The organism is Labrys wisconsinensis (genome assembly GCF_030814995.1).
Classification (GTDB): domain Bacteria; phylum Pseudomonadota; class Alphaproteobacteria; order Rhizobiales; family Labraceae; genus Labrys; species Labrys wisconsinensis.
The window spans coordinates 20073-39712 of the sequence record NZ_JAUSVX010000031.1; the positions used below are offsets into that span (position 1 = coordinate 20073).

18 protein-coding genes are annotated in these 19640 nt (G+C 68.8%); 12 read left to right on the forward strand and 6 right to left on the reverse strand.

Annotation, left to right across the window (positions count from 1 at the left end; all coding sequences use genetic code 11):
- The first annotated feature begins 109 nt into the window (after window positions 1-109).
- The gene (locus QO011_RS40945) at window positions 110-1009 is read left to right on the forward strand and encodes an NAD-dependent epimerase/dehydratase family protein (RefSeq protein ID WP_307286069.1); all 900 of its coding nucleotides are present in this window, start codon (window positions 110-112) and stop codon (window positions 1007-1009) included.
- 110 nt (window positions 1010-1119) lie between these two features.
- Window positions 1120-1983, forward strand: coding sequence for a hypothetical protein (locus QO011_RS40950; protein WP_307286072.1), 864 nt, complete (start codon window positions 1120-1122; stop codon window positions 1981-1983).
- 92 nt (window positions 1984-2075) lie between these two features.
- Here QO011_RS40950 and QO011_RS40955 read toward each other — a convergent pair whose 3' ends face one another.
- Both QO011_RS40955 and QO011_RS40960 read right to left on the reverse strand, forming a co-directional pair.
- Window positions 2076-2573 (reverse strand): SRPBCC family protein, encoded by a 498-nt coding sequence (locus tag QO011_RS40955; protein WP_307286074.1) that lies wholly within the window; start codon window positions 2571-2573, stop codon window positions 2076-2078.
- Window positions 2574-2612: 39 nt separating this feature from the next.
- Window positions 2613-3524: a LysR family transcriptional regulator gene (locus QO011_RS40960; protein ID WP_307286076.1), complete on the reverse strand. Its 912-nt coding sequence runs from the start codon at window positions 3522-3524 to the stop codon at window positions 2613-2615.
- 127 nt (window positions 3525-3651) lie between these two features.
- On the opposite strand from QO011_RS40960, the gene pxpA reads away from it, so the two are divergent.
- From pxpA to QO011_RS41010, 10 genes are all read left to right on the forward strand, one after another.
- Window positions 3652-4392 carry a 5-oxoprolinase subunit PxpA gene (gene pxpA / locus QO011_RS40965; protein WP_307286078.1) on the forward strand — a complete coding sequence of 247 codons (741 nt, stop codon included), beginning with the start codon at window positions 3652-3654 and terminating at the stop codon, window positions 4390-4392.
- Between the two features lie 32 nt (window positions 4393-4424).
- Window positions 4425-4667, forward strand: coding sequence for an acetyl-CoA carboxylase (locus QO011_RS40970; protein WP_307286081.1), 243 nt, complete (start codon window positions 4425-4427; stop codon window positions 4665-4667).
- A gap of 3 nt (window positions 4668-4670) precedes the next feature.
- Complete coding sequence (locus QO011_RS40975; protein ID WP_307286083.1) at window positions 4671-6092, forward strand: acetyl-CoA carboxylase biotin carboxylase subunit; 1422 nt, start codon at window positions 4671-4673, stop codon at window positions 6090-6092.
- A gap of 29 nt (window positions 6093-6121) precedes the next feature.
- The gene (locus QO011_RS40980) at window positions 6122-6988 is read left to right on the forward strand and encodes a 5-oxoprolinase subunit B family protein (protein ID WP_307286085.1); all 867 of its coding nucleotides are present in this window, start codon (window positions 6122-6124) and stop codon (window positions 6986-6988) included.
- Complete coding sequence (locus QO011_RS40985) at window positions 6981-7967, forward strand: 5-oxoprolinase subunit C family protein (RefSeq protein WP_307286087.1); 987 nt, start codon at window positions 6981-6983, stop codon at window positions 7965-7967. The genes QO011_RS40980 and QO011_RS40985 overlap by 8 nt, the downstream gene beginning before the upstream one ends.
- A gap of 250 nt (window positions 7968-8217) precedes the next feature.
- On the forward strand, window positions 8218-9192 hold the full coding sequence (locus QO011_RS40990) for an AraC-like ligand-binding domain-containing protein (RefSeq protein ID WP_307286089.1): 975 nt from the start codon (window positions 8218-8220) through the stop codon (window positions 9190-9192).
- A gap of 105 nt (window positions 9193-9297) precedes the next feature.
- A complete protein-coding gene (locus QO011_RS40995) occupies window positions 9298-11322 on the forward strand; it encodes a hydantoinase/oxoprolinase family protein (RefSeq protein WP_307286093.1) in 2025 nt (674 codons plus the stop codon).
- Window positions 11323-11327: 5 nt separating this feature from the next.
- Window positions 11328-13292: a hydantoinase B/oxoprolinase family protein gene (locus QO011_RS41000; RefSeq protein ID WP_307286096.1), complete on the forward strand. Its 1965-nt coding sequence runs from the start codon at window positions 11328-11330 to the stop codon at window positions 13290-13292.
- Between the two features lie 164 nt (window positions 13293-13456).
- A complete protein-coding gene (locus QO011_RS41005) occupies window positions 13457-13843 on the forward strand; it encodes an ester cyclase (RefSeq protein WP_307286153.1) in 387 nt (128 codons plus the stop codon).
- 184 nt (window positions 13844-14027) lie between these two features.
- Complete coding sequence (locus QO011_RS41010; RefSeq protein WP_307286099.1) at window positions 14028-15071, forward strand: hypothetical protein; 1044 nt, start codon at window positions 14028-14030, stop codon at window positions 15069-15071.
- A gap of 82 nt (window positions 15072-15153) precedes the next feature.
- Here the strand turns inward: QO011_RS41010 and QO011_RS41015 are convergent, their stop codons facing one another.
- From QO011_RS41015 to QO011_RS41030, 4 genes are read right to left on the reverse strand one after another with little or no spacing between them, the layout of a single operon-like run.
- Entirely contained in the window at window positions 15154-15963 is an 810-nt protein-coding gene (locus tag QO011_RS41015) for a Clp protease N-terminal domain-containing protein (RefSeq protein WP_307286101.1), read from the reverse strand.
- 31 nt (window positions 15964-15994) lie between these two features.
- Complete coding sequence (locus QO011_RS41020; RefSeq protein WP_307286103.1) at window positions 15995-18343, reverse strand: xanthine dehydrogenase family protein molybdopterin-binding subunit; 2349 nt, start codon at window positions 18341-18343, stop codon at window positions 15995-15997.
- An 11-nt stretch (window positions 18344-18354) separates the two neighbouring features.
- The gene (locus QO011_RS41025) at window positions 18355-18807 is read right to left on the reverse strand and encodes a (2Fe-2S)-binding protein (protein WP_307286105.1); all 453 of its coding nucleotides are present in this window, start codon (window positions 18805-18807) and stop codon (window positions 18355-18357) included.
- Window positions 18804-19619, reverse strand: a complete 816-nt coding sequence (locus QO011_RS41030; RefSeq protein WP_307286107.1) for an FAD binding domain-containing protein — start codon at window positions 19617-19619, stop codon at window positions 18804-18806. The genes QO011_RS41025 and QO011_RS41030 overlap by 4 nt, the downstream gene beginning before the upstream one ends.
- Between the last annotated feature and the right edge of the window lie 21 nt (window positions 19620-19640).

Consider the following 19640-nt stretch of genomic DNA (forward strand, 5'->3'; position numbering starts at 1 on the left):
CGCGCCTCCGGAGCTGAAGCGGAACGTGCTCAAACATCGGCGCTTCCTGCGCGACTTTCAACGCGCCCCGCCGGAGATTGCCGCCGTTCGAGAGCGACGGAGGCAACAGATGGCATTGTACGTGGTGGTCGGAGCAGGCCCGGTCGGGCGCGAGACGGCGCGGCTGCTGGCCGCGGCGGGGCACGGGGTCAAGCTCGTCAGCCGCAGCGGCACGATGGTCGAAGGCGCCGACGGCGTCGCGCTCGATGCACGCGATGCGCCGGGCCTCGCCGCGGCGAGCGCCGGGGCCGAGGCGATTGTCATGTGCGCCATGGCGCCCTACCACCGCTGGCCGGCGGAGTTCCCGCCGATCATGGACGGGGTGGTGGTCGCCGCCGAGCGCGTCGGGGCGCGCCTGCTCGTGGCCGGGAATGTCTACGGCTATGGCGAGGGGGCTCCCTCCCCGCTGACCGCCGCCGCGCCGCTCGCCCCGACCACGGTCAAGGGCCGGGTGCGCGCCGCGATGTGGCAGCGGGCACGCGCCTCGGCGGTCCCCGCCATCGAAGTGCGGGCGAGCGACTATCTCGGCCAGGGCGCCGGTTCGCTGTTCACGCTGATGGCGCTGCCGCGCCTCATCGCGGGGGAACCGGCCCCCGTGGTCGGCGACCCCGATGCGATCCACGCCTGGACCTTCACCCGCGACGTCGCCCGCACCCTGGTCGCGGCTTCGCGCTTCGAGGGTGATTGGGCACGCGCGTTCCACGTTCCCTCGCAGCACGCCTCGATCCGCGAGCTCGCGATCCGCTTCGCCGAACGCGCCGGCGCCCCGCCGCCCGATCTGCGCGTCCTGAGCGACGCCGAGCTGGACGGGCTGGCGCGCCAGGACGAGATCATGCGCGAGGTGGCGGAGATGGCCTATCTCTACCGCCGGCCCTGCCTGCTCGATGCCGCGGAGACGGAGCGGCTGCTCGATGTGACGGCGAGCAGCCTCGACCAGGCGATCGACGACACGCTGGCACGGGAGGGTTAGTGACTAGAATTGGAGTTTGGTACCACTAGGCCGGTCGGTTTGGCTAGAGAAGCAGAGTTGGCAAGTGCATCAAAATGAGATAGCCAAGCGAGTATCGGGGCTAGACGCGTATGACAATCACGATTGCATGGGAGCGACGCCTCTCCACATATTCAGAACTCGTGTTCTGCTCCGATAGTCGCTTGAACGGGGGTGGCAATATAGATGTCTGCCAAAAAATATTTCCCCTCCCTCGCGAAGACGCCGCCATCGGCTTTTGTGGAAGCACGTTGATCGCGTATCCTATTATTCATCAATTTTCATCTTACATAAAACATTATAAAAAGAACCTTGATCGCGCTTTAGATGGAACAGAATTACCGAAACGATTTTGTGATTTAGCTAATAATTTTCTAAAATCATATATTGATCCGGTAAATCTTGTCGAAGAATTGCGCGAAACATCGTTTCTAATAGGGTGCTTTTCGTGGCGACTGAAGCGCCCGATTATAAGTCGTATAACTTATGACAACGGTCCGAAGATTTATGTCGCTGCCAGCGCACGCTTTCCGAAGTCGAAAAGTAAAAATCTCTCTAGTGGTGGTCAATTCTCTATAATTGGTGATCTTCGTAATCAGTTTTTTGATACGCTTGCCTCCTATATAAATTATACCGATTGCAAGAATTTCGATATGGAACCATTTAGCGCGTTATCAGAAATGCTTAGCAATTCAACATATGTTGACAGACGAGGCCCCCACAGAGGAGTGATAGGTGGCGCACCACAAATTTTAAAGGTCTATCCATTTCTTAGAACGATTGAATTTGCAGTTTTTTGGCCAAGTAAAATTGGGGGAAAACTTTATTTAAATGGGCGGGAAACATTCGATTATGAGAAGATACACGTACCTCATTTGGATTCCAAAAGTCTCGACGTCCATTATCCGTTGGGCGAAATCGGAAATTCCGCTCCGGATCCAGTCGTAACCTTTTAATTAGCAGTCAGAATTGAGGCTGCTAAGTGGGAAACGGCAAGGGCGGCGTCGGCAAAGAGGCAAGAGTAGCCGTGGGCGATAAGGTCAAGGTGTCAGAATCTGCGTGCTAACCCCCTCTCCATCAGCGCCGCGAGGTTCGCCAGCGTCGAGGCGAGGCCGACGGCGTGGTCCTCCGGCGAAATGCCGGCCGGCACGTCCTCGCAGGCGATGGTCACCTCGGTCCCGCCCGGAACGGGCGCCAGCGACCAGGTCATGCGCATGGCTCCGGCGAAAGCCGGGTCGTCGGAGGGAAATTCCACCCGGTGGACGACGCGCATGTTCGGCACCAGCTCGAGGAAGCGCGCCTCGACCACATCGCTGTGCTCGGAGGCCTTGCCGGGCGTGTGCCCGGCGCCTTCATAGGTCAGCACCAGGCGATAGCGCCCGCCCTGCCAGGGCTCGAAGCGCTCGATCGCGGCCGTCATGCCCGCGGGCGGCAGCCAGACGAGCCAGGATTGCGGGTCGAGGAACGCCCGGTAGAGAGCTTCGGGCGTGGCCTTGATCACCCGGGACGCCTGATCGATCCGCCGGGCCGTTTCCGCTCCCGCCATGCCCGTTCCTCCTCTGCTGCCGGCAGTCCGCCGGCACGGTCAGTCCTGAGTTCCACCCATGAAGGCCAGGCTCATGAAATCGTAGAACGCCCGCGTCGCCGGGCTGAAATCGGCGTCCCGCCGCCAGGCCAGGCCCACGTCCATGGTCGGGATGGGGTCCTCCACGACGCGCGTCTCGATGCGCTGGCCCTCCAGCGACCAGGGCCGGTAGACCATGTCGGACAGGAGCGTGATGCCCATGCCGGCGGCGACCATGCTGCGCACCGCCTCGACCGAGGAGGTGCGGAAGATCACCTGCGGCCTGCAGCCGGCATGGGCCCAGTAGCGGCCGGCGGTCTTGGCCGCCTCGTCGACGGTCAGCATGATGTAGGGGTGGCGGGCGACGTCGGCGAGGCCGACGCGCTCCTGGCGCAGGAGAGCATGCTCGGGCGGCGTCCAGAGCCGCCGGCGCGAGCGCAGCAGCGTCTCCGAATCGAGCCGGTCGCGCGCCAGCAGGTTGGAGACCAGGATCACGGCGATGTCGAGGGCCCGGTCCAGCAGCGCCTGCTCGATCACGTCGCGCGAGGCCTCGTAGAGCTCCAGCACGACGCCCGGCGAATGCGTCATGAACCGCCGGTGATGCCGCGGCAGGAAATAGCCGGCGACGGTGTAGGTGACGCCGACCCGCACCGTGCCCGAGGCGGTCGCCCCCGAGAGGCGCGGCAGCCGGACGGCCTCGTCCACCGCGGCCAGGATGTTGCGTCCGTGCAGGAGGAAGCGGTTGCCTTCCGGCGTCAGCGCCACGCCGCCCGGGTTGCGCTCGAACAGGCGCGTGCCGAGCGTGGCCTCCAGCTGCTGCACCGCGGCGGTGACGGCGGACTGGGAGACGTTGAGATCGACCGCGGCCTGCGAGATCTGGCCCGATTCCGCCGCCGCGATGAAGTAGCGGATCTGCTTCAGCGAAACCGGCATGCCTCCTCCGTGTCTGCCGATGCAGTATCTGTTTTCTCGATATCCAATACCTCAAATTGCGATTTTACAATATGAAACACATTTGCAACGTTCCCGTCATGGATGGACGACATGACGAGGAGGCCTCGTGGTCCTGATCAACTGCGACATGGGCGAAGGCTTCGGCATCTGGAAGCTCGGGGACGACCCGGGCATCATGCCCTCCATCCACATCGCCAATGTCGCCTGCGGCTTCCACGGCTCGGACTTCAACCACATGCGCGCCACGGTGCGCCTCGCCAAGGCGCACGGCGTCAAGGTCGGCGCCCATCCCTCCCTGCCCGACCTGCAGGGCTTCGGCCGGCGCGAGATGAAGATCGGCCGCGAGGAGCTGGCCAACTGCCTGATCTACCAGATCGGTGCCCTGAAAGGCTTCCTCGACGCCGAGGGCATGAGCCTCAACCATATCAAGCCGCACGGCTCGCTCTACGGCATGGCGGCGCGCCAGCCCGAGATCGCCGAGGCGATCTGCGACGCTGCCGACGTGTTCAGGGTGCCGATCCTCGGCATGGTCGGCACGCTGCACGCCAGCATCTATCCCGCCCGCGGCCACGGCTTCATCGCCGAGTTCTATGCCGACCTCGACTATTCCGACGAGGGCACGGTGATCATCACCCGCGAGCATCCGCCGCTCGACCCGCACGCGGCGGCCCGGCGCTGCGTCAGGGCCGTGCGCGAGGGGCTGGTCACCTCCGTCGGCGGCCACGAGATCGAGGTCGGCACCGACACGATCTGCGTCCATTCCGACACGCCGGGCGCCGAGGTCCTGGCACGCGTGCTCAGCGAGACCCTGCGCGCCGAGGGCATCGTGCCCCCTGCGTCCCATTGACCAGACCGCCCGACCGGGCAGGAGAACGATGCATGGCCGTCAAGACCATCCAGGCGCCGATCCCCGGAACTTTCTACCGTTCCGCCTCGCCCGGCACGCCGGCCTTCAAGACGGAAGGCGACGCCGTGGCGGTGGGCGACACGGTCGGCCTGATCGAGGTGATGAAGACCTTCACGCCGGTCGTGGCCGAGGAGGCCGGCACGCTCGTCGCCTTCCATATCGAGAACGAGGATGCGGTCATGGCCGGCCAGCCGCTCTACGACCTGGAGGCCTGAGGCATGCGCATCCGCCGCATCTTCGTCGCCAACCGGGGTGAGATCGCGGTCCGCATCATCCGCGCGGCGAAGGAGCTCGGCATCGCCACGGTGCAGGCGGTGAGCGCCGCCGACCGCGACATGCTGGCGGCGCGCCTGGCGGATGCGGTGGCGCCGGTCGGTCCGGCCCATGCCAGCAAGTCCTATCTCAACAAGCCGGCGATGCTGCAGGCGGCGCTCGACGCCGGCTGCGATGCGGTGCATCCGGGCTATGGCTTCCTCTCCGAGAACACCGAGTTCGCGGCGATGGTCGAGGACGCCGGCCTCGTCTTCATCGGCCCGAGGCCTGAGACCATCCGCGCCATGGGCGACAAGGCCATGGCGCGCGCCATCGCCGCCAAGGCGGGCGTGCGCACCGTGCCGGGCAGCGAGGGGCGGGTCGAGGGCGTCGAGGCCGCGCGCCGCGTCGCCGAGGAGATCGGCTATCCCGTGATGATCAAGGCCTCGGCCGGGGGCGGCGGGCGCGGCATCCGCGTCGCGAGCACGCCGGCCGAGCTCGAAGCCCTGATCCCGCAGGCGAGCGCCGAGGCGCAGGCAGCCTTCGGCGACGGCGGCCTCTATCTCGAGCGTTTCATTGCCCGCGCCAGGCATGTCGAGGTGCAGGTGCTCGGCGACGGCGAGCGCGTCGTCCATCTCTTCGAGCGGGAATGCTCGCTGCAGCGCCGCCGCCAGAAGGTCTGGGAGGAGGCGCCGGCCGCCGCCCTGCCGGCCGATATCCGCGAGGAGCTCTGCGCCTCGGCCGTGCGCCTCGCCGCCTCGGTCGGCTATCGCGGCGCCGGCACGCTCGAATATCTCTACGACGACGACAGCCGCGAGGTCTTCTTCATCGAGATGAACACCCGCATCCAGGTCGAGCATCCCGTGACCGAGATGATCACCGGCATCGACCTCGTGCGCGCGATGATCCGCATCGCCGGCGGCGAGCCGCTCGCCCTCGCGCAGGGCGACATCCGGGCCACCGGCCATGCCATCGAGGTGCGCATCAATGCCGAGGACCCCTCGCGCGGCTTCCTGCCGGCGCCGGGCACGATCTCGACACTGACGGTGCCGGGCGGCATGGGCGTGCGCTTCGACACCATGCTCACCCAGGGCTATGCGGTGCCTCCCTTCTACGATTCCCTGCTCGGCAAGCTCGTGGTCTGGGACGACACGCGCGAAGCCGCGCTCGCGCGGCTCACCCGCGCGCTCGGCGAGCTCCGGGTCGAGGGCGTGCCGACCACCGCCCCCCTGCATGCCGCGCTCGCGGCCGATCCCGCCGTGCGGGCCGGCGCCGTGCACACCCGCTGGCTCGAGGCCTGGCTGGACGCGCATCCGCTGGCCCCGCCCGCACCACCCCAGCCCGCCGAGCCGGCCGTCCCGGCCCGGGAGACCCTGCAACGAGCCTGATCCCGAACGCGTGAAGGAGACCGACGCCGATGCGCTATTCCTATGGGGGTGACGAGCACATCTTCGTCGAGGTCGGCGAGGAGATGTCGCTCGATGCCTTCTTCAAGAGCCTGTCGATCACTCATGCGGTGCGCGAGAGCCGCATTACCGGCGTCACCGAGATCTGCCCGGCGAACGCCTCCTTCCAGATCAAGTTCGACCCCGACCGGATCGCGCCCGACGACCTCCTGAGGGAGTTGAAGGCCCTGGAGGGCACGGGCGACAGCGCCGGCGGCGTCCTGAAGACGCGCATCGTCGAGATCCCGGTGTTCTACAACGATCCCTGGACGCACGAGACGCTGATGCGCTTTCGCGAGCGCCACCAGGACCCGACCGGCACCGACCTCGACTACAGCGCTGGGATCAACGGCTATGACGGCATCGAGGCCTTCGTCGCCGCCCATTCCGGCTCGCCCTGGTTCGTCTCGATGGTCGGCTTCGTCGCCGGCCTGCCGTTCCTCTACCAGATGGTGGAGCGGCAAAAGCAGATCGAGGCGCCGAAATATCTGCGTCCCCGCACCGACACGCCCAAGCTCACCGTCGGCCACGGCGGCTGCTTCGGCTGCATCTATTCGGTGCGCGGCGCCGGCGGCTACCAGATGTTCGGCATCACGCCGATGCCGATCTACGACCCGAAGCAGGAGATCAGCTATCTCCGCGAGTTCATGATCTTCTTCCGCCCCGGCGACATCGTGAAGTTCAAGCCGGTCGACCGCGACGGCTATGACGCGGCGGTGGAGGCCGTCGACAAGGGGCGGTTCGACCCTGCCATCCGCCAGGTCGACTTCTCGCTGGCCGCGTTCAAGGCCGATCCGGCCGGCACCAATGCCCGGCTCCTGGAGGTGCTCCATGGTTGATCAGGCGGTGCTGGACATCCTCAAGCCGGGCCTCTCCACCACGGTGCAGGACCTCGGCCGGCCGGGCTACTATCATCTCGGCATCCCGCTCTCGGGCGCGATGGACCGCTATGCCCTGGTCGCCGCCAACCGGCTCGTCGGCAATGACGAGGGCGCGGCGGCGCTGGAGGCCGTGTTCATGGGCCCGGAGATCCGCTTCGGCGCCGACGCCCTGGTGGCGGTGACCGGCGGCGACCTGCCGCCGAAGGTCGACGGCGTCGAGCAGCCGGGCTGGACCGCCTTTCCGGTCAAGGCCGGGCAGGTCCTCAGCTTCGGCTTCCTGAAGGCCGGCGCGCGCGCCTATATCGCCGTGTCAGGCGGCATCGACGTGCCGCTCGTGCTCGGCTCGCGCTCCACCTACGCGCTCGGGGCGCTCGGCGGCCACGAGGGACGGGCGCTCAAGGCCGGCGACCGGCTCGCCCTCGGCGCGCCGGTCAGGCCCGGGCGGGAAGGAGCGAGCGTGCCGGCGGCGCTGCGGCCGACAGCCGGCTCGCCGGCCGAGCTGCGCGTGCTGACTGGGCTCTACTGGCACCGCGTCACCGATCAGGCCGGCATCGACTTCCTCGCCGATACCTGGAAGGTGGCGCCCGAGGCCGACCGCATCGGCTACCGCTTCCGCGGAGGCCGGCCGCTGGCTTTCGTGCCGCGCGAGCAGCCCTTCGGCGCCGGCTCGGATCCCTCCAACATCGTCGACAGCTGCTATCCCTACGGCTCCGTGCAGGTGCCGGGGGGAACCGAGCCGATCGTGCTGCATCGCGACGCGGTCTCGGGCGGCGGCTATTTCATGATCGGCACGGTCGTCTCCGCCGACATGGACCTGATCGGCCAGCTCCAGCCGCACCAGCCGGCGCGCTTCGTCGCGGTGACGATGGACGAGGCGATCACGGCCCGCCGGCAGCGGACCGAACGGCTGCAAGAGCTGGCCGCGGCGCTGGACTGAAGCCGGCACAGGCGAACCGGGTGGAGGCAAGGCCGGGGAAAGACGGGGCGACGCGTCCAGCCGCATCATCCTGCGCGCTGGGCGACAAGCCCACGCACCGAGAACACCGTTGAATGGGCGGGACGAAGGGCGCGAAGCCGCCCATCCTGCCCGCTGACGGGATGATGGGGCGGCTTGCGGCGCTGCACGACGGACGGGAACCCGCCGGGCAGCAGGATGCCGCAGAGCCGTGGAAAACGGGAGCATTGAAATGCGAGTGCGATACTCGACCGCGCAAGCGGCTCCGCATGCACGCAAGCGTTTTTGGGACGAAGCGATTTCGCGCACCTACTTTCCGCTGGACATGACCTTCCGCAACACGCCGACCTTCGCCGGAGACCTGCAGGCCTGGACGCTCGGCCATGTCTCCATCTCGCGCAATATCTCCGACGCGCTGCTCTATCGCCGCCACAAGCACCACCTGGTGCATGAGCGGGAGGAGAGCTACCTGATCACCGTCCCGGAGACGTCGGAGATCAGCTTCGTCCAGGACGGCAAGGACGTGAGCTGCAAGCCGGGCGCCTTCCTGGTGGAACGCAGCCACCTGCCCTACGAGTTCAGCCACGCCGAGGCCAACGCCCTGTGGGTGCTGAAGGTGCCGAGCGCCATCCTGCGCGCCCGCATCGGCCAGCCCGAGCGCCTGGCGACGCTGCGCTTCGATTCCACGCAAGGCGTCGGCGCCCTCTTCGTCGACCTGATCCGCCTCACCGCGGCGCGCGTCGAGGAGATGGACGAGACCGCCCGCGACGTCACGGGCAAGCACCTGGTCGACCTGATGGCGCTCGCCATCGACGCCGACGAGCGCGTGCTCGGCGGCAACGCCTCTTCTGTGCAGAGCGCGCATCTGAGACGGGCGGAACGTTTCATCCGCCACAACCTCGCCGATCCCGACCTGTCGCCGCAGATGATCGCCGAGGGCTGCGGCATCTCGGTGCGCTATCTCCACCAGCTCTTCGGCACGCAGGAGACCACCGTCTGCGCCTGGATGCGGCGCCAGCGCATCCTGATGTGCGACGAGGCCCTGCGCGATCCCGCCTGCCGCAAGTCGGTGTCCGAGATCGCCTATGACTGGGGCTTCGGCGACCAGGCCCAGTTCAGCCGGCACTATCGCTCGCAGTTCGGCTGCACGCCGACCGATGCACGCCGCGCCGCCCGCGGCGAGGAGCGCGCGCCCTCGCCGGCCTGAGGCCGGAGCCTCGACCATCCATCCGAGCAGACCATCGAACATGCCGTGCGCGCATGCAGGGCAGAGCCTTGCCCTGCGCACCGGCGCCTCAAGGGAGACCACCCCGTGCCCAACCTGCGCGTCGCCGTCGATGTCGGCGGAACCTTCACCGACATCTGCATCATGGACGAGGAAACCGGCCAGATCCGCATCGAGAAGACCGCCTCGTCGAAGGACCCGATCGACGGCATCATGGCCGGCGTCGAGAAGGCCGCCATCGACCTCCGCGAGGTCGCGCTGTTCTCCCACGGCACCACGGTCGCCACCAATGCCCTCATCACCAGGCGCCTGCCGCGCACCGCCATGGTCTGCACCGAGGGCTTCCGCGACGTGATCGAGATCCGCCGCGCCAACAAGGAGGACCTCTGGGACACCTACAAGGACGTGGTGAAGCCCTATGTCCCGCGCCGCGACCGGCTGACCGTGCCCGAGCGCATCGACGCCCAGGGCGCGATCGTCACGCAGCTCGACGAGGCGGCGGCCCGGGACGTGGCGCGCGTCCTGAAGCGGCGGGGCGTCGCGGCCGTCGCTGTCTGCTTCATGAACGCCTACATGAACGGCGCCAACGAGCGGCGCATGAAGGCGATTCTCGAGGAGGAGCTGCCCGGCGTGCCGGTCTCCACCTCCTCCGGCGTGATGCCGGAGATCTTCGAGCACGAGCGCTTCTCCACCACCGTCGTCAACGCGGCGCTGAGCCCCGTCGTGGTGGACTACACCACCCGCCTCGGCGACCGGCTGAAGCAGGAGGGCTATACCCGCGACCTCCTGCTGCTCCACACCGGCGGCGGCGTGATGACGCCGGCCAGCGTCAAGGATTTCGCCGCGCGTCTGGCCGGCTCCGGCATCGCCGCCGGCGCCATCGCCAGCCGGCACGTCGCCATGCTGTGCGGCTTCCGCAACTCGATCGGCCTCGACATGGGCGGCACCTCCACCGACGTGTCTCTGGCCTATGACGGCCAATCGCGCGTCACCAAGGACTGGCACATCGAGTTCGGCTATCCCATCCGCTTCTCCTCGATCGAGGTGCTGACCATCGGCGCCGGCGGCGGCTCGCTGGCCTGGACCGACGAAGCCGGCTCGCTGCGCAACGGTCCGCAATCGGCCGGCGCCAATCCCGGCCCCGCCTGCTACGGCAACGGCAACCGGCAGGCGACCAACACCGACGCCAACGTGGTGCTGGGCCGGCTCGGCACCAGCCTCGCCGGCGGCAAGATCACCCTCGACCCGGCGCTGGCCGCCGCGGCCGTGGACGAGGTGGCGGCCTCCTTCGGCCTCACCCGGCACGCGGCGGCGGACGCCGTCATCCGCGTCGCCAATGCCAACATGTCGGACGCGGTGCGCCTGATCTCGATCAGCCGCGGCTACGATCCGCGCGACTTCGCGCTCGTCGCCTTCGGCGGCGCCGGGGCGCTGCACGGCGCCGCCATCGCCCGCGACCTCGCCATTCCCGCCGTGATCGTGCCGCCCAATCCGGGCGTGACCTCGGCGCTCGGCTGCCTGCTGGTCGACATGCAGCACGACTTCTCGGAAAGCCATATCGGCGCGGCCGCCGACGCCGATCCCGCGACAATCGAGGCTGCCTTCGGCCGGCTGGAACAGGAGGCGCTCGACCGCCTCGCCCATGAGGGCGTCGCACTCGCCGACATCGTGCTGCAGCGCTCCGTCGACATGATGTATCTCGGCCAGTGGCGCTCGCTCGCGGTCACGGCGCCGAGCCCGATCGGCGCCATCGCCGACCTGGTCGAGGCCTTCCACGCCAACCACGAGCGCGAGTACAATTTCCGCCGCGACGACGCGCCGGTCAGCCTGTTCCGCCTCAACCTCAAGGCGATCGGCGTGGTGCCGAAAGCCGAGCTCGCCATGCACGAGCCGACGGGCGTCGTGCCGCAGCCGGTGAGCCGGCGGCCGGTCTGGTTCGACGGCGAGGCGCCGATCGACACCCCGGTCTACGAGCGCGCCGACCTGCCGGCCGGCTTCACGCTCAAGGGACCGGCCGTCGTCGAGCAGGTGGATTCCACCGTGGTGGTGCCGCCGGGCACCACGGCCAGCGTCGACACCTATCTCAACATCATCATCCGCGTGAAGGAGTGACGGCGATGGTCGCCAAGCCCACCCTCGACCCCGTCACCTTCGAGGTGCTGAAGAACTCCTTCATCACCAGCGTCGACCAGATGGGCGAGCAGATCCTCCGGACCTGCTACTCCTTCGTGATCTACAACCACGACTTCTCCAACGCGGTGCACGATGCGCGCGGGGATTCGGTGGCGCAGGGCAATGCCGACATCGCCGTCCATGTCGGCACGCTGCACTTCACCTGCAAGGAGGTGATGCGGGTCTTCGACGGCGACATGCATCCGGGCGACGTCTACGCCATCAACGACCCCTATGCCGGCGGCACGCATTTCTCCGACGTGCGGCTGGTCCGGCCGATCTTCGCCGAGGGACGGATCATCGCCTACAGCCAATCGAACGGGCATTGGTCCGATGTCGGCGGCAGCGTGCCGGGGTCGTTCGACGTGACGGCGCGCGACATGTTCCGCGAGGGGCTGCGCATCACGCCGGTGCGCCTGTTCGACAAGGGGCGCTTCTGCAAGGACGTCGCCGGCATGATCGCGTCCAACACCCGCGATCCCGCCTCGATCATCGGCGACATCCATGCCCAGGCCCAGGCGACGCAGGTGTGCGAGCGCGAGATCCTGCGCCTCGTCTCCAAATATGGCCGCGACACCGTGGAGACCGGCTTCGCCGAGGTGCAGGACTATGTCGAGCGCGCCATGCGCCAGCGCATCGCGGCGCTGCCCGACGGGGTGTGGGAGACGCAGGACTTCATCGACCGCGACCCCACCGGCCCCGAGGGCATGATCCCGATCAAGGTCAAGCTCACCATCAAGGGCGACAAGGCGATCTACGACTTCACCGGCAGCCACCCGACCATCGGCTCGATCTACAATTCCGCCTTCGGCACGACGTTCTCGGCCGTGGCTGCGGGCATGAAGACCTTCTTCCCCGACCTGCCGCTCAATTCCGGCTTCTACCGCGTGTTCGAGATCATCGCGCCGGAGGGCTCGATCGTCGACGCGAAATGGCCGATCGGCGTCACCGGCTTCCTGATGCCGTTCGAGAAGATCATGAACGCCATCTACGAGATCTGGTCGAAGATCCTGCCGCACCGCGCCATCGCCTGCGCCTTCAACCTCGAATATCTCCTCACCGGCGGCCTCGACGCCCGGCGGCCGGAGAAGCCGATCTTCATGTTCTACGACTGGCTGCCGGGCGGCTGGGGCGGGCGCAACGGCCGCGACGGCTGCAACGTCACCACCGCCTGCTTCGGCACCGGCATGATGGCCCAGCCGGTGGAGGGCCAGGAGCGCGTCAACCCCGTCCTGACCACCGAGTTCGAGATCCTCACCGACTCGCCCGGGCCCGGCAAATGGCGCGGCGGCGCCGGCGTGCGCAAGACCTCAAGGCTGCTGGCGGCGGAGAAGACCGTCATCTCCTATATCTGCGACCGCGAGCGCGCCGTGGTCTGGGGCATCGAAGGCGGCCTGCCCTCGATCCCGCACGGCCTGACGCTGCACCGCGCCGGCAAGGAGCGGGAGGACTGGCTCGGCGCCACCTTCTCCGACGTGCCGATGGCCGAAGGCGACGTGTTCAGCCGCCCGACCGCCGGCGGCGGCGGCTTCGGCGATCCCCTGGAGCGCGACCCGGCCCTGGTGCGCGAGGATGTGATCGACGGCTATGTCTCGATCGAGCGCGCCGCCAGGGATTACGGCGTGGTGATCCGGGCCGTCGACCCGGAGATCTGCGACTACGCGATCGACGAGGCAGGGACCGAGAGCTTGCGCCGGGAGATCCGCGACATGCGGTCCGGCTGGCTCGCCGCCGACCCGGAGGAGGTCGCGGAAGACTACCGCGCCGGCAGGATCGACCAGCTCGACGCCGTGCGCCGTTACGCCGTGATCCTCGACTGGGACACCGGCGCGCTCCTGCCGACCTCGACCGAGCAGTTCCGCGAGATGTTCCACAAGCGCTCGGCCTCGAAATGGGGGGCGGCGAGCTGAAAGCGCCGATCGCCGCCCGTCCCCGGGGGCCTTCCGCCAGGCTGGCGATGCGCGGGCCGCGCATCGCGGGGAAGACCGCCGTGCTCCGGGGGTCGACATCGCCGCCGTGCCGGAGCACAAGGGCTCATCCCTGCTCCGACATCGACATGACGAGCATCAGCCCCATGCCCAAAGCCGAGCTCTCCGATCTCTACAAGGCCTATATCGCCTGTTTGAACGGGCAGGACTGGCCGAACCTGGGACGGTTCGTCCACGACGAGGTGCGCCACAACGGCCGGCTGCTCGGCGTATCGGGCTATCGCGCGATGCTGGAAAACGACTTCGACGCGATCCCGGACCTGCATTTCGACATCCGGCTGCTGATCTCCGACCCGCCCCACATCGCAAGCCGGCTCCATTTCGACTGCACGCCGAGGGGAACCTTCCTGGGTCTTCCCGTCAACGGGAAGAGGGTCTCCTTTGCCGAGAACGTCTTCTATCGATTTCGAGACGGGAAAATCGCGGACGTATGGTCCATCCTCGATAAGGCGGCTATCGAATCGCAGCTTTAGAAGCTGTCCGCCAGCAACCACATCGGCCGGCGCGTCGCCGCCCGGCGACCAGACCGCCCGTCCGAAGCGCCATCGGAACGCCAAGATGCGCCACGATGCTGCGGATCGGCGCTCGAGGGGCCATCCGTGCTGGACGCCTTCGATCGCGCTCCGGCCTCCCTGCGTCGTTCGGCGAGAGTGTCCCATGCCTGGCTTGCAGTCGGCCGCGGCGCTGATCCGGAGAGGCGCCGGCGTGTGCGGCCTGATCCCGGCCTTCGCGCTCGTCGCCGCCCTCGCCGTGGCAGCGCCCGCCGAGACCCGGGGCGAGCCGAAGATCTGGTTCTCCATGGGCGCCATCTCGAGCGAGGCCGGCCACCAGAGCTGGGAGACCCTCTACGACCAGCCGAGCCCGCAATGGCCGCCGGCCCTGACCCGCATCACGGTCATGGGCATCCTGACCCAGGCCCTGGTCAAGATCCCCGACGCGGACCTCGCCAAGGTGGTCGCCGAGCTGAAGCGCCGGCACATCGCGCTCGGCGTCGAGATGCTGGCCCAGGCCTATACTCTGCCCGGCATGAGCGCGCCGGCGGGATGCGGCGGCGGCGTGGAGGGTTACTTCCCGCCCGAGCAGACCGCCGCGCTGGCCGCCAAGGTCGCGCGCGCCGGCGGCCGCATCGACTATGTCGCCATGGACGAGCCCCTGTGGTTCGGCCACTACTATGCCGGCCCGCACGCCTGCCGCTCGTCGGTCGAGGACGTGGCCGCGCGAGTCGCGGCCAATCTGCGCGAATATCAGAAGCTGTTCCCCGCGGTGGTGATCGGCGACACCGAGCCCTTTCCCTCGATCACCGACCAGCCGCAGTGGCGCGCCGACTATCAGCGCTGGCGCCAGGCGTTCGGACGCGCCGTCGGCCAGCCCCTCGCCTCCCTCACAGTCGATATCAACTGGGGCCAGCCGTCATGGCCGCGAAGCCTCGCCGCCGTGGCCGGCTTCGCCCGCGGCGCCGGCCTGCCGCTCGGGCTGATCGCCAATGCCGCGCCACCCACGGCGGCGACGACCAACCAGGCCTGGCTCGACGCCGCGGTCCGCAACGCCGCGCATATCGAGCGCGACCTCGGCGTCGAGCCCGCCTGGATCACCTTCACCTCCTGGGACCGCTATCCCGGCCACGCCCTGACCGACCGTTACGGGCCCGGCGAGGACTATGTGCTGGAGCACTATCTCGAACGGCGCGACGCCGGGCGTTGAGGGGCGGGTGAGCGAGTGACGAATGCCTGGGCCTCGACGATCGGCTTTCCGGCCCCACTGGAGAGATCCGAAGCCGCCGCAGCTATGCGGAGCCGCGTGTGGCGATCTCCGACACCCTGTCCCAGGTCATGTCCTGTTCACCGAGGAACCGGACCGCAGGGCTTCGTGTCTCCGCGAACAGGGCTTCGAGGGTGTTGGCGCCGGTGACCACGTTGTGGCCCAGCTCATGGACCCGGAGGCTGCTGCGCTGGACCACGCGCTGGAATGCGGCCGTCGGTTTGGGAGCCGTGCCCTCGTCGACGACCAATCTCTTGAGGTCGTTGTCGAGATAGCCGACCAGCGTCCTGGTCAGCTTTCCGAAATCGACATTGCAGACGGTCATCACGGCACGGGCATCCGCGTCGTCGATCAGCGCGAGCAGGAGATGCTCCAGCGTCGCATATTCGTGCCTTCGCTGCTGGGCGAAGACGAGAGCTTTCTGCAGTGCGGCCGCGAGCCCAGCCGAGAACAGAGGGACGACATCGCCGGCCTCGGCCACGGGTGGCGTCGGCGAGGCTGACCTGTCGATGACGAGAGGCTTCTCGCGCCGGATCAGGGCGGCCAGCGTGTTCCAGTCGGCAACGCCGAAGGTCCCGGCGATCAGTTCGAGGCTTTCACCGACGGTGATCTTGAAGCCCTTGGCGGCGAGCGCGGCGCGCAGCGTCTGCGCCATGGCCTTGGCATCGCGGAAATCGCGCATGTCTTCATCCTTTGCTGGAACGAGACAGATGTGCCAGGGGCTTGCGTTGCTGGCCCGCTCGTTCGGGCAAAGGGCTGCGAAGGCCGCGATACGTTCACCGTCCCCGGAGGGTGCAAGCGGCAGGTCGTATCCACCATGCGGAAAATGGGGCAACGCCGGACGGGTGTCAATCGCCGGCCGCCCCCTACCCCAGCACCTTCTCTCGCCAATCCTTGGCGATATGCGCCAGTTCGAGCGGCCCCTCCCGCTCCCGCAGCAGCGCCAGCACGCGCGGCGGGGTGAGCGGCAATTCCTGCACGCGCCGGCCGGTGGCGTCGGCGACGGCGCAGGCGATCGCCGCGCCGACATTGAGGATCGGCACCTCGCCGGCGCCCTTGACGCCGAGCGGGCCGATCGAGGGGGCACCCTCGTGCAGATGGATCTCCACCGGCACGACATCCTCGGCCAGCGGCACGCGATAGGTCTCCAGGCCCGACTGCAGGATGCGCCCGTCCGGGCCGATGCTCATCTCTTCATGCAAAGCGTAGCCCAAACCTTGCACAACCCCGCCCTGGATCTGCCCGGCAATGGCGCGGCGGTTGAGCGCCCGCCCGACATCCTGCACCACGGTGTAGGCCAGCACCTCGACATGGCCGGTATCGGGGTCGACCGCAACCTCGCAGTCGTGCACGGCGAAGACCGGGATATCCAGCGCCTCGATGAAATGGCCGGCGGCGCAGCCCGGCATCGCCGCGACGCCCGGCCCGGTGAAGGCGCCGCTGCCCGAGATCGGCCCGGTGAGCGACTGGGCGCGGGCGGCGATCTCGGCGATGGTCACGCCCGATCCGGGAATGCCGACGATCTCGACGCGCCCCTTGGCGAGGACGAGGTCCTCGGGCGCCGTCTCCAGCATGTCGGCGGCGACCTTGAGCATCTTGCGGCGCACCTCGACGCAGGCCGCCGTGCTGGCGGCGCCGAGCGACACCGTGGTCCGACCGCCGCCGACGCCGACATCGTAGCCGGCGGCATCGGTGTCGGCGGTGCGGACGACGACGTCCTCGGGCTTGAGTCCCAGCTCGGCGGCGACGATCTGCGGCAGGGCCTGCACCATCGAGCCCGAGCCGATCTCGACGCCCGAGGTGACCAGCGTGGCGCTGCCGTCGGGGTTGAGGTTGACGGTGGCGGCCGAGGGCCCGACGAAGACGAACCAGGTGCCGACCACGCTGGCGCGGCCATGGAGCCGGCCCTCGGCGCGCGGCGCCCTCGACGGCTTCTCCGCCCGCAGCGCCACCATCTTATCGAGCATCGGGCCGAGGACATCGCCCTCGAACACCTGGCCCGTCGCCCCGAGATCGCCGTCGCCCAGCACGTTGCGCCGGCGGAAGGCCAGGCGATCCATGCCGATGGCGGCACAGATCTCGTCGGTGTGCCGCTCCAGCGCGAAGGTGTTGTAGACGCCGTTGCAGGCGCGGAAGGCGCCGTTCGGCGCGGTGTTGGTGTAGACGGCGCGGCTCGCCAGGCGCACCGCGCCGAGCCGGTAATTGCCGCCGAGCGTGTGCGCCGTCATCGTGGTCAGGAAGATCTGCTCGCCGCCATAGGCGCCGCAGTCCATCAGCACCACCGCCTCGCGGCCGACGATCTCGCCCTCGGCCGTGACGGCCGAGCGGATGCGGATCTCGGCGTTCTCGCGGCAGAGGCAGGTCAGCATCTCCTCGCGCCGGGAATTGACCAGCTTCACCGGCCGCCCCGAGGCCCGGGCCAGCAAGGCGGCGAAGGGCTCGAGCGCGCAGTCGAACTTCAGGCCGAAGCCGCCGCCGACCGCCGGCACGGTGACGCGCACCTGCGAGGGCGCGATGCCGAGGAGCTTCGCCGTCGTGGCACGCACCGACCAGGGCACCTGCGTCGAGGTCTCGATGTGGAAGCGCCCGTCCTCGTAGGAAGCCACGACGGCGCGCGGCTCGAAGGACAGGTGGTTCTGCCGCCCCACCCGGAAGACGCTGTCGACGATCGTCACATCCGCGCGGGCGAAGGCCGCATCGACGTCGCCGCGCACCACCGTCGCCTCCCAGGCGACATTGCCGGCCCGGGCCGCCCCTGCCAGCAGCACCTCGTAATCCCGCCAGTCCGGGTGCACGAGCGGGGCATCGGGCGTGAGCGCTTGCGCCATCTCGATGACGGCGGGCAGCGGCTCGAGCTCGACGGCGATGGCCGCGGCGGCAGCTTCGGCCTGCTCCAGCGTCTCGGCGGCGACCGCGGCGAGCGGCTCGCCGTCATAGCGCACGCAGCCGGTGGCGAAGAGCGGGTGGTCGGCGATGCCGATGCCGTGGCGGCCCGGCGCATCCTCGGCCGTGACGATGGCGCGCACGCCGGGCATGGAGCGAGCCTTGGCGGTATCGAGGCGCAGGATCCGGGCGGAGGCGACCTCGGCCCTGAGCAGCACGGCCTGCAGCGTGCCGGCACCGCCGCGGTCGACGGTGTAGCGGGTGCGCCCCTGCAGCTTGTCGCGGGCATCGCGCCGGGGCAGGTCCATGGTGGCGGCGGCAGGGTCCGGCATAGCGTTTCCCTTCAAGCCGAGCGAGCTGCATCGAGCGCCGCGTCGACGATGCGCTCATAGCCGGTGCAGCGGCAGATATTGCCGGCGAGGGCGGCCTTGACCTCGGCCCGCGTCGGCGCCGGCGTATGGCGGAGAAAGTCGGTCAGCGTCATCAGCATGCCGGGAAAGCACATGCCGCACTGGACGGCGTCGTGGTCCTCCATCGCCTGCTGCAGCCGCGAGAGCCCTCCCGCCGCCAGCGCTTCGACGGTGCGGACCTCCCGGCCGGCGGCGGCGCCGAGCGGCACCAGGCAGGATGCGACGGGCTCGCCGTCGAGATGCACGGTGCAGGCGCCGCAGAAGCCCTCGCGGCACACGGCCTTGGCGCCGGTGAGGAAGAACTCCTCGCGCAGCACGTCGAGCAGCGGCGTCATCGGCCCTGAGCGCGAGGCGCGCTCCTCGCCATTGACCGTCAGCGCCGTCATGCCGGCCTCCCCAGGGCTGCGACCGCCCGCCCGACCAGGACCGGCAGGACCTCGACGCGGTACCAGCCCGGCGCCTCGATGCCTGCGCGGCCGTTGAAGCCGTCGAGATGGTCCGCGGCCCTGGCGGCGGCGCGGACGGGATCGAGCGCATCGCCCTTCAGCGCTGCCTCCAGCGCGGGCCAGCGCCGGGCGACCGGCTCGACCGAGCCGATGGCGACGCTGACGGCGCCCTCGTCCTCGACGGCGAGGCTGACGATGGCGACGGGATAGTCGCCCGCCCTGCGCAGCGGCAGGCGGACATGGGCGCTGCGCCGCGGGCGGCGGGGGACGATGACGCGGTTGAGGAGCCAGCCCGGCTCAAGGCTGGTGCGATGGGCCAGAAAGCGCTGCAGCGCCATGCGCTCGCCGGTCCCGCCGATCTGCAGCTCCACTTCGGCGTCGAGGCAGAGCAGCGCCGGGACGAGGTCCGCCGCGGCAAAGGCTGATGTGCTGAGGTTGCCGCCGACCGTCGCCATCCGCCGGATCGCCGGGTTGGCGGAATGGCCGGCGGCCTGCGCCAGCGCCCGGCACTCGGCATGGGGCGCCAGCGCCGCGGCGAGCTGGGCGTGGCTGACGCAGGCGCCGATCGCGACGGACCGGTCGTCGATGTCGATGCGCCGGAGCTCGGGGATCCGCGCGATGCCGACATAGGCGGACGCGGCGGGCTCGCGTCGCAGCGGCGCACGCATGATCCAGGTCGCGCCGGCGAGCGGTGCGCCCTCCCCGGCCCGCTCGGCCAGTGCCGCGACGGCGTCCGCCAGGGAGGCTGCCATGTGGAGACGATGCCCGTTCAC

What these genes read in the sequence shown, in the direction of transcription:
- QO011_RS40945 (WP_307286069.1), top strand. Translation starts at nt 110, where the DNA reads ATGGCATTGTACGTGGTGGTCGGAGCAGGCCCGGTCGGGCGCGAGACG.
- QO011_RS40950 (WP_307286072.1), top strand. Translation starts at nt 1,120, where the DNA reads ATGACAATCACGATTGCATGGGAGCGACGCCTCTCCACATATTCAGAA.
- QO011_RS40955 (WP_307286074.1), bottom strand. Translation starts at nt 2,573, where the DNA reads ATGGCGGGAGCGGAAACGGCCCGGCGGATCGATCAGGCGTCCCGGGTG.
- QO011_RS40960 (WP_307286076.1), bottom strand. Translation starts at nt 3,524, where the DNA reads ATGCCGGTTTCGCTGAAGCAGATCCGCTACTTCATCGCGGCGGCGGAA.
- QO011_RS40970 (WP_307286081.1), top strand. Translation starts at nt 4,425, where the DNA reads ATGGCCGTCAAGACCATCCAGGCGCCGATCCCCGGAACTTTCTACCGT.
- QO011_RS40975 (WP_307286083.1), top strand. Translation starts at nt 4,671, where the DNA reads ATGCGCATCCGCCGCATCTTCGTCGCCAACCGGGGTGAGATCGCGGTC.
- QO011_RS40980 (WP_307286085.1), top strand. Translation starts at nt 6,122, where the DNA reads ATGCGCTATTCCTATGGGGGTGACGAGCACATCTTCGTCGAGGTCGGC.
- QO011_RS40985 (WP_307286087.1), top strand. Translation starts at nt 6,981, where the DNA reads ATGGTTGATCAGGCGGTGCTGGACATCCTCAAGCCGGGCCTCTCCACC.
- QO011_RS40990 (WP_307286089.1), top strand. Translation starts at nt 8,218, where the DNA reads ATGCGAGTGCGATACTCGACCGCGCAAGCGGCTCCGCATGCACGCAAG.
- QO011_RS41000 (WP_307286096.1), top strand. Translation starts at nt 11,328, where the DNA reads ATGGTCGCCAAGCCCACCCTCGACCCCGTCACCTTCGAGGTGCTGAAG.
- QO011_RS41005 (WP_307286153.1), top strand. Translation starts at nt 13,457, where the DNA reads ATGCCCAAAGCCGAGCTCTCCGATCTCTACAAGGCCTATATCGCCTGT.
- QO011_RS41010 (WP_307286099.1), top strand. Translation starts at nt 14,028, where the DNA reads ATGCCTGGCTTGCAGTCGGCCGCGGCGCTGATCCGGAGAGGCGCCGGC.
- QO011_RS41020 (WP_307286103.1), bottom strand. Translation starts at nt 18,343, where the DNA reads ATGCCGGACCCTGCCGCCGCCACCATGGACCTGCCCCGGCGCGATGCC.
- QO011_RS41025 (WP_307286105.1), bottom strand. Translation starts at nt 18,807, where the DNA reads ATGACGGCGCTGACGGTCAATGGCGAGGAGCGCGCCTCGCGCTCAGGG.
- QO011_RS41030 (WP_307286107.1), bottom strand. Translation starts at nt 19,619, where the DNA reads ATGGCAGCCTCCCTGGCGGACGCCGTCGCGGCACTGGCCGAGCGGGCC.